This window comes from Metabacillus fastidiosus NBRC 101226 (genome assembly GCF_001591625.1).
Taxonomy (GTDB): Bacteria; Bacillota; Bacilli; order Bacillales; family Bacillaceae; genus Metabacillus; species Metabacillus fastidiosus.
In genome coordinates, this window is sequence record NZ_BCVG01000042.1 from 1 (window position 1) to 15,625 (window position 15,625).

A 15,625-nucleotide genomic window follows, 5' to 3' on the forward strand; every position below is an offset into this window, starting at 1 on the left:
CATACCCACTATTAGAAATCTCTAAGTTTAATATTGAAATTAATAATAAAGTTTTATCCCAAGCACCTTTAGGATTTAATACAATTACTAAAACAACTAACAATGATAAAATCAAGAAAAATTTCTTCAAAATATCCTCCCTAAAATCATACTTTTTACCAATTTATAACTTTATCATAGAAGTTGCAATTACTTCTTTTTCTAACTTGTTTCATTAGTTAACATAATTGACATTTTAAAAAGTTTAAATTTTCATTTAATTACTATTTTTAGTAAAGAAAATAAGATTGAATGTAGTAAAATAAGTCATATATAAACAAATTCATGTAAATATTGTAATTTAATTTATAGAAAAGGACTAACTATGAGCAAAAAAGGAAAATATTAATCCTTACTTTTTCAGGGATATTTATATTTATTATAGGAGGATGGATATTATTAAATTACTTATTATTACTATTTTTTGAAGGTGAATATCGTCATTATGATGGAGGTCTAACAATTGAAATACATAATAAAACAGGAGAACCCATTCAAAATTTAGATTTCATATTCGGTAACATAGAACATCCCAGTTTCCAAAAGGTTGCTTCCATTTATTCTTTAGATCCAGATACAAATATGAAAATAACCTCTAGCAAAATAAGAAAAGCAAACTTTGATTTAAGCCTTTTTTTAAATTATAAGGATAATAGCACTAGCCTTCTGTATATACCAGTAGCAGAACCTTATAAAATAGTTGCTGTTATAAATATTATCAACATAGATAACAAGGGAAATCTAACAATTGAATGTGGAGGGTATGATGGTATCTTCCAACATGAGATCGAACTTCGTGAAGATGAGTCTAGTTAACATAAGTCACATTTTACATAGTAAAAAATTTTCTTCTTTATAATTTTAAATGGACTAATAACAGCATATAATTTATTCGTCGATGGCAACGACATGAATAAATCTGGCAACCTCTATATATAAAGAGGTTGTTTTTATATTTTGTTACTTTGAAATAAAGTTTGATCAAAATGGATTCTTTCCCCTCAAATTTAAGATTGGTTTTTATAAAAAAGATCGATTCTTTTCTACGAATGTTGTTCAATAATCGCGCCCGATTGCCGAATAAAGACAGCATATTTTCCCCTTGAAATTAGTAACAATAAAGTCGTTTGAAAATCAAGATTTATTGAACTAAAGGAGTCTCATACCTTCAACTGCTAACATATACATCGTTAAAGATTGTGCATCCTGAATCATCCACTCCCGGTATTCTTTTTCTGCTTTCACATATTCTTTTTCAGTGATAAACCCGTCTCTTTCCATTTGAGGTCCTCTGCTTGATGCAGTATCAGCCCATATTCCAATGCGAGTTTGAAAATCAAGGTCTGTTCGCTTTGTTACTTCATGTTGAGGGGATATAGAGATTTCTTTAATACCAACTTTTTGAAACACTTCAGGAAGGTTATCTGCAATCGAATTATCCATACCTGCATCGGAACGCCATTTTAAATAAGCAGAATAGAAAGAAAGCATACTGGAAGGAGGCTGTGGTTTCCAGGATATCTTTTCATGATTATAATCAGCAATCAAGATACGCCCACCAATTTTAGCCGCAGATTTCATCATTTTCAATGCTTCTAACGGATCGGAAAGCCATACTAACACCCTGGAGGAGGTAACAATGTCAAATTGCCCTTCATAGTTAAGTTTATAGATGTCACCAGTTTCAAATGATAATCCTGGTATTTTATCATGGGCTTGGCGGGCTTTTTTAATTAAGTTTGAATTACTATCAATTCCTACAACACGACCTTTAGGACCTACTGCTTCTGCTATTCCACGTGTAATTGCTCCTGTGCCACAGCCAACATCAAGAACCGTCATACCTTCAGTCAATATTTCAGCAAGCCTTTTGTGATAGTTTGTTAACGATCTAGAATCTAATACGTTTGTTAACTTTCCTGATAATTCAGCACGGTTTTGAGCAATATTTATTTTCATATAGTATCCTCCTTTAATTAGTCACTTTATTTACCAGTTTATTTCAATTCCAAAACTACCTAACATTGCATACTATTACAGTAACTATCCTTTCTTAATTGCAACAATTCTGATTCGTTTATAATCAGCTTCCCATATACCATCTTTATATAAATCTGATTGTATCTTATTTTTTATTTTTTCATAAATAACCATTTTCTCTTCTTTAGAGAACTCAGGGAAAAAGTCATCCGCAAAACTATCTAACCAATGATTCAACCCTATCTCTCCATCTGTTAATGGGGTAGGTCTATCAAAATGATGAGCATATGATACTTTAAATCCGTACTGTTCGAGTAAAGTACTATATTCCCCTATACTTGGAAAATACCAAGGGTTTCTTTCTGTTACATTCATTCCATATTCTTGAGAGAGTACCTCTGTTATTCCCCGAATAACAGTTTGAACATTTCCTTGTCCACCAAATTCAGCTACGAAGCGACCTCCTGGATGTAATGCTAGCTCAACCGATTTGACCACTTTGTCAGCTTGCTTCATCCAATGCAGGGCTGCATTCGAAAAAACAGCATCAAACTTTTCATTTGTTCTAAATGTTTCTCCATTTTCGACAATGAATGGGATTTGAGGATACTTTTCACGTGCTTTTTCGATCATTTCTCCTGAGAAATCACTTCCTGTCACAATCGCGCCTGACTTAGATATTTCGTATGAAAGATCTCCCGTTCCACATCCCAAATCAAGTATTTTCTCTCCCCTTTGTGGTTCAAGTAGCTCAACTACTCCTTTACCAAAACTGGATACAAAGCTTAATTTTTCATCGTACAAATCTGCATTCCAAATATTCACAGAACTCATATACTACACCTCTTAATTTTGAAATATTGTTATTTTCATCATAATCTATAAACATTTATTCGACTAAGATATATAATCTATTATATTAATAGCCACAGGCTATGGAGGGATATTATGGACATGAGACTATTTGAGTATGCATTAGAAATATATAAAACAAGAAGCTTTACAAAAGCTGCATCCAACCTTCATATTGCACAGCCATCTTTAAGTAAACAAATTGCAAAATTGGAGCAGGAACTCGGTGTATATTTGTTTGATCGAAAGCCTGGTTCAATTGAACCAACTCCCGATGGCTTATGTTTTGTAAAACAAGCTGAGAAGATCTTACAAATGCGCGATGATCTAAGACGTGAGATCCTTGAACGAAAGGAAGGAATAAAAGGTGAATTGAAGATTGGCTCAACAGCTATTACAGGAGGACATGTTTTACCTCCACTTTTTAGAATCTATAACGAACAGTTTCCAAATGTCTGTCTCCAATTAATTGAAGAATCTACGGAAAGGCTAATAGACTTAACCGCGAGAGGATTAGTCGATATTTCTATACTGTCACTTCCTATAGAAGATTCCCGTTTACATACGAAAACAATGCTTACTGAGCCACTTTATCTTGTATTACCAAAAGAACCAAAACAATGGATGCCAGAAAAATTAAAACGGATAATGTCTTCTACTAAATTGATCAAACAAAATTCACTTCCTATTGAGGATTTTGCCAATTGTCCATTTATTTTATTAAAACAAGGATATGGTTTTCGCCGTACAGTATTAGAATTATGTGCGAGAGGTAGATTTGAACCACAAATTGCTTATGAAACAAGTAGCATCGAAACAGCTCAATCCCTTGTAGGTCATGGGCTTGGTCTCACGGTAGTTCCTGAAATGATTTTTCATCGAAGTGCTTATCAAACCTCCCTTGCTTATATTAAATTAGATTCAAATCCTACCCGTACATTAGTGTTTACATATAACAAGGAACGCTATCTTAGTATGAATGCAAAAGCTTTAATAGAAATTTATGAAAAACAAAGCTAAATCAAAATATAAAACTTTATCTGTTAGTCTTTATTGATCTTTGCTGGATAATATGTACAACTTTGATTTATATAAGCATTCCTAATAAAAGTTACTAATCATAAAACCTCTTGGGCGCCAAGGGGTTTCAACTTATCATAATTTACTATTTGCAGAATTTTATAAGCAGATAATAAATCAACGTTTACGTGCGTTCAAGCGCCTAATTTCTGTATATAAAGGTGAGGTTTAATAAAGCCTCTTGTTCCATTAAATGGCCCGTTTGTAGAACAAGAAAAAATCCTGCATATCAACACAGGATTTTTAATCAAACTTTTTTATAAACGTCGCGACTTTATTTTAAATCTACATATTTCATATTTTTGAACGATTTACCTAAAGCTACATATACTATAACGAAAAAATAACTCTTTTCTCATATTTCTATACCTTAGAAGACTGTTTTAATTAAAGCAGTCTTTTTTATCTGAAATCTAGTTAACATAATTGACATTTTATTTTACAAAGCAAAAAAGCCCATTTCATAAATCTTAAGTTATGACACCTAAAAGTGAATAAAAAAGATACTCAAATATAATGAGTACCGACATAATGACATTATATAAAGTGATTTCCAAAAAATTCGAGCCACTTTTTAAGGATATAGACATGTACATCAAATTCTAAAAATTCTCTGTATGCTTTAGCCATGAAATTTCCTAGTACTCTACTGTTTTCCTCTTTTAATTGTTCTTCAATCCACTTATCAATCTCCGTTCTTTTATATTGATCTAACATTTTCAATCTCCCTTTCACGTAAAACATTCCATATAAAAAAATAAAATTCTTTTTTATATTATCGGAAACATATAAGAAGAATTGAATACTAATACTCATGATATACATTTCCAGTTAACATAATGCACATTTTACAAAGTAAAAAAGGATCTTTTCTTCAAGATCCTTTTAGTTGTTTATTGAATTAACATGCCCGATTGCAGAAGATTAAAGAGAATACAGTTCTATTATTTTTTCTAAGGGTAATTTATTCGGATTACACATATCAACAAAATAGGATAACTGCCATTTTTGAGTTTTCATTGCTTGTTTACTACTCGGACTATCCCAGCTAGGATAAACTCTTATTGCCATTTTGCCCTTTGTTGAAGTAGACCTAAGAATGTTCTGTTTTAAAAGAATTTCTTTTGGGAAAATAAATTGACCAAACTCATTTTCATTTTTAAAGGTAGTTATAACTAATAAATCAGGGGCTTCCTCATATAAGTAGGGTTGATTTTTATTATTTTCGTCCTTTTCCCAGAATGCAACAAACTGCCCTACTTTGGTAGGGGTTATATTCGCAACTCTGAATCGAACTGTTTTAGAAGATAATTGAAATGTACCAGCACCATACTTAGAATTTTGCTTCTCTTCCTGAACTGACTTTACAGTTAAGTGATTCGACTCATAAATCATTTTATTTACATAAGTTAATACTGTAAAAAAAATTCTTCATTTCTTCACTCCTAAATTTCAAACAAAATGGCCCGATTGTTGAATAGCATGACTTACATTCTTAAACTCTCTAACAGCTTATCATCTACTCTTTTAGGCTTATATTCCATTCTATCAATCAAAATACCTTCTATGAGCTTCATACGAGCCGTATAAAGCCTATATTGACTTTCACTATACCCTAACAACTCTTTATCTATTTCAACGTCTTCTGGAGCTTTCTGAACGGTTCTCATGAGATCGTAAGACTTTGTTCTTTCTGCTCTTACCAGACGAAGCAATACAAGCAAATCATATGTATGAAAAAGCTCTAATTCCTGAAAAGGTCTTTCGCATAATTCCAAATAGACGAACTCTCTTACTTTAGGACGCAGCCGTTTTAACTCTGCCCCACAAAAACTACAATTCTTGTCATTCTCCTGATTCTCTGTCTCACAGTAAGAACAACAAATCATTGCCTTTTCTCCTCCCACTCTACCAGAATATCACGAAGAAAAGCAGACATAGACGATTTTCCTTTTTCCTTTTCAATTCTCTCCCATGTGTCAGTTGGTAATGTGATAGATACCTTTTTTGTGATACCGATCGCCGGACGGCCAGCACCCTCACGAAATCCTCCATGCCCTGGACGGCAGCTTAAGCAAAACTCATGATCTTTATAAGCCTTTTGATAAATTTTATCCTCTAAATCTAAAACTTTCCCACACTTTTCACAGATAAAGCGAATCATAATAGACCTCCACTAATAATGTTACTAATTTCATAATAAATTATTAGTTACTAAAATCAAATTATTTCCACTTTGTGTAACAACTGTTGTATTAAAATCTTAAGAAATCCCTTTAAACAATAGAAAAAAGCAGGCTTAAGCCTGCTACAGGTACAATAAATGGACTTCATAATTAAACTAACATAGTTTGACATTTATTATTAAATTGATAAAATTAATCAAATTATTAAGAATTTAAACCTTTACCAACTGAAGAACCACAAATAACAATAAAAGTGTAATAAGATTTCTTATAGTAAAGCAATTTAATAATAGAAAGAGGTAAACATAGTGTTAAAAAATCAGCTTTTAGTTGAATTAAAACGAGCTTGCACAGACAAAAATTTATTCATATGGTCATCAATTCTATTTATTTTTCCAACTATAACGTTTTATTTTATAAAAGAAGAGTATAGGTTTTTTTGGACCTATAGACTTATTTCAAACAATAATTTCTACAAGTATTCCAGTCCTTTTTCCTGTTCTCATTATTACTATTTATTTATTTGATTTTTTAAAAGACAAGAAAAATAACTTTATCTTAAATACTCAATCTATGGTATCTCAACAAATTTATATTCTTAGTAAAGGGATCATAAATGCATTTTTAACCGGATTCATAGTATTTTTAATGGTTTTTCTTTCATTTATTCTTGCTAGTTCTATAAATTACTCTAGTTCTGAGATGTTTTATTATGAATTTACATTTTCTCAACTCTTATCAGCTGGGGATTATATATATGTTCTCATTTATTCCTTATGGGTTTCAATTAATGCAGTAGTGTATTCTACTATTACATATTTATTATTACATCTTATAAGATCAAGCTTTATAGCCTTATTGCTGCCTTTTCTCTTTTATCATATTTTTAACTTTATATCAGGTGTACTAGGAGTCCCAGAGTTTTCACCAATAAGTACAATTTTCCCATTTAACATTGTACAACAGCCTTTATGGACTGTATTGGTTCCATTTTCATTTCTTTTAATCAGCTTAATATTTCTTTTTTTATTTACAATTCGAAATCTAAAAAGTTTGAGGATATAAAAGGATCTTTTAAAAGATCCTTTTATATTGCTCTTTTGGTTAGATCTTATTTAACCTGAAAAAGAATCTATCTGTTATATTTACTTAACATAATTCACATTTTAGAAAGTAAAAAATGAAAATTTCTACTAAAAAATATGGTTGAATTACCCATTTTAATTTATAATTTAAAAAATGGAAAAAGAAGGGTGGTTTTTGAAATATCTGGTGAATCTCTTCCAATGTATTTTTGGGTTGTTTATTATTTAGTCCTTATAGTAACTTTTATTACTGGGTTTTTCTACTTAATAAAAAATAGAAATATAAAAGGAATAAGAGAATTTACACTCATAAATTTAGCTTTCACGTTTATCTTTCCTTTTGTTTCTTTTCACTATGCGATAATGCGAACAGAAGGTAATGAACTTGATTATTGGCTGCAAGGATTATCACATATTAATCTTAAAGCTTATTTTATTTTAATAAGTATGATTGTTATTTTATCCTGGTGGTTTATATTTATAAAATCATTAAATAGTAAGAAAAGTACTAGTATTAACAATCAATTTTAATATTAATATAATCAATATTTTAGACAGGAAAAAAGGATCTTTGGCTAAAGATCCTTTTTGTAATTATAATTAGCTTACTTACAATTCAATTTAATTTTTTGTAGTTTTAAACGTTCTTTGAGAGAGAAAATAAGCTAATGTACCAATAATTAAAGTTGCAAGTAATGGAATTGAAATCATGTCTCCGATCATTCCTTTTTGGCTTGAAACACTTTCTAATGCGTAAAAATCAGGAGTATAAAAAGCAGTAATAAGTAAACCAGATGATATTTGAAATACCATATATAACAATACAAAACTAATTATAAAAATAAGATACCTTTTCAAAATCCTCACCTCTAATTCCAATTATAACCTTAAATGGGTAAAAAATCATATATGATTTTAACTTAGTTAACATAATTGACATTATCGGCAGTAAAAAAGGATCCTCTATTAAGAAATCCTTTTAGTTGTTTATTGAATTAACGAGCCTTTTAATGAAATAGCTAATTTACTTCTAAAACGAAAGCATAGAAGGCATCGCCATGAGATAAATTAGCTTCCTTCTCATCCATCCACCATACGCCATAAGAATAATAATAAACTCCACTTTGTGTAGGTGCAGTAAAATGATTATCTTTAACCATGACTTTAGTTTCCTTGTTATTATTCATTTGTACAACATGAAATTCATTCGGTTGTGGTTTATAGTCCATTACAAAGGTTATACTTTCGCCAGGCTTAACTTTTACAGGCTCTTTGCCTTCTAATAGTTCAACTGGTCCAACAGTATCAACACATTCACCTTTACCATCCCCTTGCCAACAATAAGTACCTAGTGTAGTTTCAACTTTTTTATTATCAATCTCTATAAAGGCTTTGGGAGGTTTCTCTCCTGACAATCCATAATTATTCGAACACCCCATTATCGTAAGGCCAAATAAAGACATTAAACATAAAAGGTATTTTTTCATCTTAATCACCTCCATTTAAATAAAACTATGTAAAATTATACCGTTAAAATTTCAGTAGAATATGGATTAATCAAATAAGATCTAAAGAAAATGAATATATTTTAAAGTCTAGTTAACATAAAACACATTATAGACAGTAAAAAAAGGCCATTAAGGCCTTTTTATCAAGATCTGCGTCTTTTTTTACTTATAAATTTATAAATAAAATAAAAACCTACTAAAACAATTAAACCTAAAAATAATAAATCATAACCATTTACATCTATTAAAAGACCCCACGTACTTGCACTCGATAAAATTAAATACATATTATTAGTCCTTTTCCATATTTCTCTTTTTTACTACAATATCATGTTATTAAATGATCTTCTTTAAATAAATATTTCCTTTTATTTATATAAATCTTTCAATCTAGTTAACATAATGCACATTTTACAAAGCTAAAAATCGAGCCAATCCCGGAATTTAGCCATTTTCAGCCAAATTCCAGGATTTTCATGTCGGGAAATAACCCTAACATCACCTTCAAAAAACAAAAACCCGATCTCCCGTTTTCCTTTGATTTTCTCCACTTTTCTCTAGTCACTCAATAACTCATTTCATAGACCTTGCAATTTCTAATATTTGTTCCTTATCAATATCCAAACTGTTCATTTCTAGATAGGTTCCCTCTTGTATCCATGTAAGTATTCCACCAGTAATTTTCCGCCCCTTTTTATCTAATTCACCATTCCCATACCATTCATGAAAATAGCCAATATTACCGTTAATATCTATCCTTTCTGCCTCTGGTGCTCTCTTTATAACATCCGTAGGTCTTTCTTTCTTTTCAAGGATACCCACCATCAAATTCTCATCATTATGATCCATGTAATGTAATTTAAACTGAGTTATATTATCCTTTTCGTCAGAAGGATAAGTCTTTATTTCCAATGTCCAATCATTAGGAATCTTTTCAGGAGAAAAAACTTTAAAATCCACTTTTTCTTTAATTTCAGAAATAGTTATATTCTCATGGTTATATTTTATTTCCTTTGCTTGAACCCCCAATGGTAAACTTAAAATAAAAATAGCTAATATCTTTAATAAACACCTCAATCAAGCTACCCCATTTCTTACAAATTTCTTCTTCATAATCTGCCCAATCTATATTAAGAAATAAACACTTCGGTAGCATGTGTAAGTTTGTAATAAAGTTTGATCAAAAATACTCTAAAAACCAGTATTTTATAATAAATAAAAAAATCCATTTTGAAAAAAGATTGATCATTTTCTATTTATATTGTTCAACAATCGCGCTCGATAAGTTGAAGGAGAAAACAAAATTAAAACAATAGGAGATATTTTAATATGAAGAAAAGAAATAAGTTATTAATAGGAATATCAGTATTAATAATCCTTTCCGTTAGTTTCTTTACTATCAATAGACACAAAATACCACAGCTTGTCTTTTCAGTTATGATAGGAACTAAAGCATGGGGTTTAGTTGAAAGGGATAATATACAGCTAGATTCTAACGTAAAGTGGTTCGATGATTATTATACAATTAGGTATATAGATGAAAAGACTATAGCAATAGGTGAACCTAGGTATTACCAAGAAAATGTTAACTATTTAATTTTAGGCAATAAACAAGCTTTACTCCTAGACACAGGACCTGGAGTACGAAACATTAAACCTGTAGTAGAGAAATTGACATCACTTCCAATTACTTTAATCAATACACACTTCCATTTTGACCATTTAGGTAACATTGAAAAATTTAATGACATTAAATTAACAGAGAATCAAGTAAAGAATCAAACTATAAAAAATCAAACGTTAATTCCTTCTAAAGATTCTTTTATTGGGCACTTAGAAGGATTTTCTCCACCTAAAATTAGGTTCAACGAAATTTTGAATGAGGGTGCAATGATTGATCTAGGGAATAGAAAATTAGAAGTTATTTTCGCACCAGGCCACTCAAGTGATTCTATAATGCTATACGATAAAGAATCAAATCAGTTATTTACAGGAGATTTTATTTACAAAGGACTGCTTATGGTTGCGTTCATTCCTGGTACAAGTATGGAAGAGTATCTTGTTTCTACTAAAAAAATAATAGACAAAACCAATTCAGATACCATATTGATCGGCTCTCATACACGTGATCCGAATGATTCCACTCTTTCTCAAAAAAATTTAATTGACCTCAAAATATTTTTAGAGAATAAGAAGAGTGGAATATTACCTAAAAAAGAAAAAATCAATACTAATATGGAAATCATTTACTAAATGTAGCTTTAAAATAAAGTTTGATTATAAATCACTCTAAATCCTTGATTTTACTACATAGAAAAAGCTATCGCTTTGAATAAAGATTGATCAAAACGATAGCTTTCTTTTGTTTTTAAGAACTGTTTTTTATAAAAAAGATTGATTATTTTAAATCTCCTTATGCCGCTAGAGCCTCCGTTAGTTCAATAAGAAAAATATAGTTTATCGAAGAACTGATGAAATATATAGATTTAATTAAAAAGAAATGATATAAAAAGAGATTTATAAACTATAAACTTTCTGCAACAATTGCTTTCCCAAAGGCTTTGATGTTCTGTTTACAAAGAAACTTGAGGATTACAATCCTTGTTGGCTTCCAATCCCTCGCTCTGTGCCATCATCAAGTCATTCTTGTAAGCGGCTATCGCTAGTTCATACCTCACTTTTTTGCTTGCTACCGCGAAATCTGTTTCCTTTACAAGACCTGATATTGAATATCGGTGACCCCTGAAATCTACGTTTAGCTCGGTGATTTGGTTGAATATGAAATTCTCCACAGGAACGCCGTTCTCATCCTTCAACAAGTATTCCTCGTATTTCTCATTGCATGTTTGGGCTACTTCCTCTATCACTTTGAACGCATCGTCCGGATTTTGCCTGTAGTTGAGGACAAGGCTTTCGTTCACCCGGCGCATCCCCCGGTTCCCGTTCTGAAGTTCCGTGATATTGCTATGGGAGACCGTATAGAGGTATCCGTCATACTGGCGGATCTTCATGTGGCGCATGCTGATTTCCTCGATTTTCCCCTCACGGTTCCCATTGATGATTACATAATCCCCATGATGGATCTGGCGCTCAAATAAGTAGGTCAGCCCCATAATGTAATCACGGATGATATGCTGGAAGATCAATGCCAAGGCACCTGCCATCACGGCCGAACCAGTGACAAACTTTGTCAGATCAAAGAAATGGCTAAGCACATAAATAAAGAAGAACACCAGTCCTAATACCTTTGTCACCTGATTGGCAAAATGCATCAATGTCTCTTCCCGCTTTTCATCCAAGATGCTCGTTTTGTCAAAGAAAAGCTTGATGGATTTGCGGATCAAATAAGTCATGAGTATAATCAGCAGTGCTACAGTTAAGATTTTTAAGGCCAACTGCGGGAACAGTCCCAAGAAAAACATTCTATCAACCCCCACTTTTTTTACACTATACCAAAGGAATACGGATAAGGAGAAAAACCTTCCTTTCCCAACAAACCTTAACGACAGCATGGTTCCATTAAAAAAGAAGTCCTATCCGCGCTTTTTGAGGACCGATTATATTGCCAATAATGTGTTTTCCGCTACTGAATGGATATTAAAATATATAGAGATAAAAGTCAATGAGGGAATTAAACCTGGGCAAGAAATTGTGAAATATTGTACTTAAACTAACGAGATACAGTAAAGTCCAGATTATTTAAAAAGAAGACCCTCTTATAAAGAGGAGGTCTTCATTCGTTAATTTAATTATAAGGATTTTCATAACAGTGATAGCTACTACGCAGAACTGGAAAACATTTGTGGCATACATTATTATTAAACAGTTTGATCTACTTCATCCAGTAGATTAGCAAGAATCGTACTGTTCTCCTGGTCTGCATCAAATTGTACAGTATCGTCAAAATGAAACAACTTAAAGGAATTAGAAAAAGTTTCTTGCATGTATTTGACGAATCCTTCTATATCATTACCTAATTCATCATTACGGCGAAACTCCATCATAATAGCGCGAAACTTATGTAGTGGTAAATCACATTGAATATTATAAGATTGGCTTATACCAAAATGCCCTTCATCAGTACTATAAAGATTGTATAAATAAGACAAACGATTTCTCTCCTTTCTTTTCCTATTATCTTTCCTAATTTGGAGAAATTTATCCCAGCCTTAACGAGTAGTAAGACTCCCACTTCAAATTTCTGAAAGTGCAAAGAAGTTAAGTGGGGATCAACTGCTCGTAAAGGTCCGAGTGGTTCAACTAACCATGAGTGGGGATGAGAAAAACCCCTACTCATGGAAGTTTCACTTTATTTAAAAGGTGAAGATTAAAGAAGAAACTAATTATTAAAAAAGCTAGCCAAAGTGTTTTCTTGAACTAAGGGGGTATTAGTACAATAACTAAAGATCAATTTTTAAAGTTCTTTCTGGATTTTTTGATCTTTAGAAATTGAGTGCGATAATGGAATGGTGTTTAGATTTAAATGATTTTATTGTTATATTTCTAAATGCAGTGAAACATCTTACATTAAAAATTAAACAACCAAGTATAATCCCGTCCCAAATTTAGAACGGGGTTATACTTAGTTGAGGTTTATATTATGTCTGACATCGGTTCTAGCTCCAAAGGCAAAAAAGCATAATCTCCGTCTTTAATAATTTTACCCTTACGAACCGGAATAGGATATTTAAAAATCGGGCCATTTATTACTGTAGTATGGAACTCTCCACCTTCTCCGCAAGGGTCAATACCACGAGCTTCAAGCTCCTTGACGTATTCATGGGTTAACGTTCTCCCTAAATCGTCCTCTCGCATTCCAAATGATAAATTAACAGTTACAATAATCGTTACAAATCCTAGATTTATGAACTCTTGGACAGCTTCATGATGATTCATTTCCCATAAAGGCATCCCAAGTTTTAATCCAGCATTCTTCGTAACCTTTTCATGCCAACAGCCATGAGCAGGCATATCTAAGTCTCCAGTTACTAACACTTCTGCTCCTTGATTTTTAGCTTTTTCTAAAAGGTGCATAAATGCTTTTTCATAATCTGTCCAACTTGCAGCTGCAGTATATACAGGCAAACCTATAGATCTGGCTTGAGCACGTATGAGTTCCGGAGACATTCCATGCGATCTAGAACGTTTCCCTTCTTCCTCCATCATGACGATCAGTCCAACCGCTTTTCCAACCTTCACCGCTTTATATAAAGCTAAAACACTATCCTTTCCCCCACTAAAAGAAGCTATAAATTTATGTCCATAAACACTATTTTTCCAATCTATTAATTCTGCCATTCATATCTTTCCCCTTTTATTGTAATGACTTTTTTACGAAGCCTGTTATTACCGAGTTTTATATTTTATATATTTAGATCAAAGCTTTCCACTAACTAACATGGAAAAGCTGATTTTATAAGGGTTTTCATGATATTTTCAAACAAATATTATTTTAAAGCTACATCAAACTTTTTTATAAATCAATACCAAAGCCACACTTACTGCTTAAAAAGAAAAAAGCACCTGAATTGTCAATCATCAGTCAATTTTAGTTCTACTACGAAAACAAGCATACTTAGTACTAAGTTGGCCCCAAAACATCATGCAAATCATTTTTCAACTCACAAGCTAATCATATAAAATTTAAAAGAGGTCGTTTTAAGATCAACTTGTTGGATAGTATAAAAATATACAAGGCTTATGTTATTCAATATGATAGCTGTAAACCAACCGGTTAAGGAGGAAATAACATGGATAAGAAATATCAGGATTTATTATCTCCCTATACATTCTCAAAGGGGATAGAATTAAAAAACCGAATAATTATGGCACCTATGACAAACTTCTCATCTAATCCAGATGGAACAGTAACAGATGCAGAAGTAGACTACTATGCCCGCCGCTCTAAAGGCGTTAGCATGGTCATTACTGCTTGTACATACGTAACTCCAAATGGGAAAGGGTTTCATGGTGAATTTGGTGGTGACAGTGATGAAATGATTCCGAGTTTGAAGAAATTAGCAAAGGGGATTAAAGATCAAGGTGCTAAAGCTGTTTTACAAATCTTCCATGGCGGAAGAATGTGTCCTCCAGAGTTAGTTCCAAATGGAGAAATTGTAAGTGCAAGTGATATACCGGCAGAACGAGGAGGAGTTTCAACAGAAGAACCAGAGGTGAAACCAAGAGCTTTAACAGAATCAGAGGTTGAGGAAATGATTCATGCTTTTGGTGAGACTACTCGTCGTGCCATTGAAGTCGGCTTTGATGGCGTCGAAATTCACGGTGCCAACGGATATTTAATCCAGCAATTCTTTTCGCCACATTCTAACCGACGTGAAGACCAATTTGGAGGAAGCTTAGAAAAACGATTAACCTTCCCTTTAGCAGTCGTAGATGCGGTTAAAAATGCAGTTGAAAAGCATGCTGAATCTCCTTTTATTATCGGGTATCGTTTTTCACCTGAAGAGCCAGAAACACCTGGACTTACGATGGAAGATACACTTGTCCTCGTAGACACTTTAGCCGACAAAGGCTTAGATTATTTACATGTTTCATTAACTGAATTCTTTTCAAAACCAAGAAGAGGTGTAGCAGATTTAAATAAAACACGGATTGAATATTTGCTTGAAACAATCAATAATCGTGTTCCTCTTATTGGTGTAGGTTCTATTTATACTGCCGAAGATGCTCATAAAGCATTTGCGGCAGGTGTTCCTCTTCTGGCACTAGGCAGAGAGCTGATTATTGATCCCGATTGGGTGCAAAAAGTAGCAGAAGGAAAAGACGATGAAATTATAACGAAGCTTAACAAAGATAAGCAAGAACAATTAGTTATACCTGATCCATTATGGAATGTAATCATTAACACCCCAGGCTGGTTTCCAGGCGTATAATA

Annotated in this window: 18 protein-coding genes; 5 read left to right on the top strand and 13 right to left on the bottom strand. The window is 32.3% G+C overall.

The genetic code is table 11. The features are described 5' to 3' along the window. Positions 1-621: 621 nt before the first annotated feature. Positions 622-855 carry a hypothetical protein gene (locus tag BFA01S_RS22855; RefSeq protein ID WP_066230171.1) on the top strand — a complete coding sequence of 78 codons (234 nt, stop codon included), beginning with the start codon at positions 622-624 and terminating at the stop codon, positions 853-855. Between the two features lie 333 nt (positions 856-1,188). On the opposite strand, the gene BFA01S_RS11500 is transcribed toward BFA01S_RS22855, so the two are convergent. Together BFA01S_RS11500 and BFA01S_RS11505 are read right to left on the bottom strand one after the other, a co-directional pair. Continuing rightward, entirely contained in the window at positions 1,189-1,998 is an 810-nt protein-coding gene (locus BFA01S_RS11500; protein WP_066230174.1) for a class I SAM-dependent methyltransferase, read from the bottom strand. An 84-nt stretch (positions 1,999-2,082) separates the two neighbouring features. After that, complete coding sequence (locus BFA01S_RS11505) at positions 2,083-2,853, bottom strand: class I SAM-dependent methyltransferase (protein WP_174521592.1); 771 nt, start codon at positions 2,851-2,853, stop codon at positions 2,083-2,085. A 114-nt stretch (positions 2,854-2,967) separates the two neighbouring features. Here BFA01S_RS11505 and BFA01S_RS11510 point away from each other — a divergent pair, with 114 nt between their 5' ends. Further along, entirely contained in the window at positions 2,968-3,891 is a 924-nt protein-coding gene (locus BFA01S_RS11510; RefSeq protein WP_066230177.1) for a LysR family transcriptional regulator, read from the top strand. Positions 3,892-4,488: 597 nt separating this feature from the next. Here the strand turns inward: BFA01S_RS11510 and BFA01S_RS11515 are convergent. From BFA01S_RS11515 to BFA01S_RS11530, 4 genes are all read right to left on the bottom strand, one after another. Then, positions 4,489-4,668: a hypothetical protein gene (locus BFA01S_RS11515; RefSeq protein WP_066230180.1), complete on the bottom strand. Its 180-nt coding sequence runs from the start codon at positions 4,666-4,668 to the stop codon at positions 4,489-4,491. 207 nt (positions 4,669-4,875) lie between these two features. After that, entirely contained in the window at positions 4,876-5,346 is a 471-nt protein-coding gene (locus BFA01S_RS11520) for a MepB family protein (protein WP_066230183.1), read from the bottom strand. 92 nt (positions 5,347-5,438) lie between these two features. Continuing rightward, positions 5,439-5,840 (bottom strand): hypothetical protein, encoded by a 402-nt coding sequence (locus BFA01S_RS11525; RefSeq protein ID WP_235843014.1) that lies wholly within the window; start codon positions 5,838-5,840, stop codon positions 5,439-5,441. Then, the gene (locus BFA01S_RS11530) at positions 5,837-6,115 is read right to left on the bottom strand and encodes a hypothetical protein (protein WP_235843015.1); all 279 of its coding nucleotides are present in this window, start codon (positions 6,113-6,115) and stop codon (positions 5,837-5,839) included. Before BFA01S_RS11530 ends, BFA01S_RS11525 begins: the two co-directional genes overlap by 4 nt. A gap of 1,275 nt (positions 6,116-7,390) precedes the next feature. Here BFA01S_RS11530 and BFA01S_RS11535 point away from each other — a divergent pair. Then, entirely contained in the window at positions 7,391-7,753 is a 363-nt protein-coding gene (locus BFA01S_RS11535) for a hypothetical protein (RefSeq protein WP_066230186.1), read from the top strand. 90 nt (positions 7,754-7,843) lie between these two features. On the opposite strand, the gene BFA01S_RS11540 is transcribed toward BFA01S_RS11535, so the two are convergent. From BFA01S_RS11540 to BFA01S_RS21935, 4 genes are all read right to left on the bottom strand, one after another. Further along, the gene (locus BFA01S_RS11540; RefSeq protein WP_066230189.1) at positions 7,844-8,080 is read right to left on the bottom strand and encodes a hypothetical protein; all 237 of its coding nucleotides are present in this window, start codon (positions 8,078-8,080) and stop codon (positions 7,844-7,846) included. Positions 8,081-8,241: 161 nt separating this feature from the next. Next, complete coding sequence (locus tag BFA01S_RS11545) at positions 8,242-8,709, bottom strand: hypothetical protein (RefSeq protein ID WP_066230192.1); 468 nt, start codon at positions 8,707-8,709, stop codon at positions 8,242-8,244. 164 nt (positions 8,710-8,873) lie between these two features. After that, a complete protein-coding gene (locus tag BFA01S_RS22860; RefSeq protein ID WP_169800477.1) occupies positions 8,874-9,017 on the bottom strand; it encodes a hypothetical protein in 144 nt (47 codons plus the stop codon). A 286-nt stretch (positions 9,018-9,303) separates the two neighbouring features. Continuing rightward, positions 9,304-9,807: a DUF4367 domain-containing protein gene (locus BFA01S_RS21935; protein ID WP_156483621.1), complete on the bottom strand. Its 504-nt coding sequence runs from the start codon at positions 9,805-9,807 to the stop codon at positions 9,304-9,306. Positions 9,808-10,059: 252 nt separating this feature from the next. Between BFA01S_RS21935 and BFA01S_RS11555 the strand changes: the two genes are divergently transcribed. Next, positions 10,060-10,983, top strand: a complete 924-nt coding sequence (locus BFA01S_RS11555; protein ID WP_066230195.1) for an MBL fold metallo-hydrolase — start codon at positions 10,060-10,062, stop codon at positions 10,981-10,983. Between the two features lie 320 nt (positions 10,984-11,303). On the opposite strand, the gene BFA01S_RS11560 is transcribed toward BFA01S_RS11555, so the two are convergent. The 3 genes from BFA01S_RS11560 to BFA01S_RS11570 all read right to left on the bottom strand — a co-directional run bounded on the left by BFA01S_RS11560 (position 11,304) and on the right by BFA01S_RS11570 (position 14,028). Further along, positions 11,304-12,152, bottom strand: a complete 849-nt coding sequence (locus BFA01S_RS11560) for a mechanosensitive ion channel family protein (protein ID WP_066230198.1) — start codon at positions 12,150-12,152, stop codon at positions 11,304-11,306. 396 nt (positions 12,153-12,548) lie between these two features. Continuing rightward, positions 12,549-12,839 (bottom strand): hypothetical protein, encoded by a 291-nt coding sequence (locus BFA01S_RS11565; RefSeq protein WP_066230203.1) that lies wholly within the window; start codon positions 12,837-12,839, stop codon positions 12,549-12,551. 484 nt (positions 12,840-13,323) lie between these two features. Further along, complete coding sequence (locus BFA01S_RS11570; RefSeq protein ID WP_066230205.1) at positions 13,324-14,028, bottom strand: Dph6-related ATP pyrophosphatase; 705 nt, start codon at positions 14,026-14,028, stop codon at positions 13,324-13,326. Between the two features lie 452 nt (positions 14,029-14,480). Here BFA01S_RS11570 and BFA01S_RS11575 point away from each other — a divergent pair, with 452 nt between their 5' ends. Next, a complete protein-coding gene (locus BFA01S_RS11575) occupies positions 14,481-15,623 on the top strand; it encodes an NADH-dependent flavin oxidoreductase (RefSeq protein ID WP_066230208.1) in 1,143 nt (380 codons plus the stop codon). Positions 15,624-15,625: the final 2 nt, after the last annotated feature.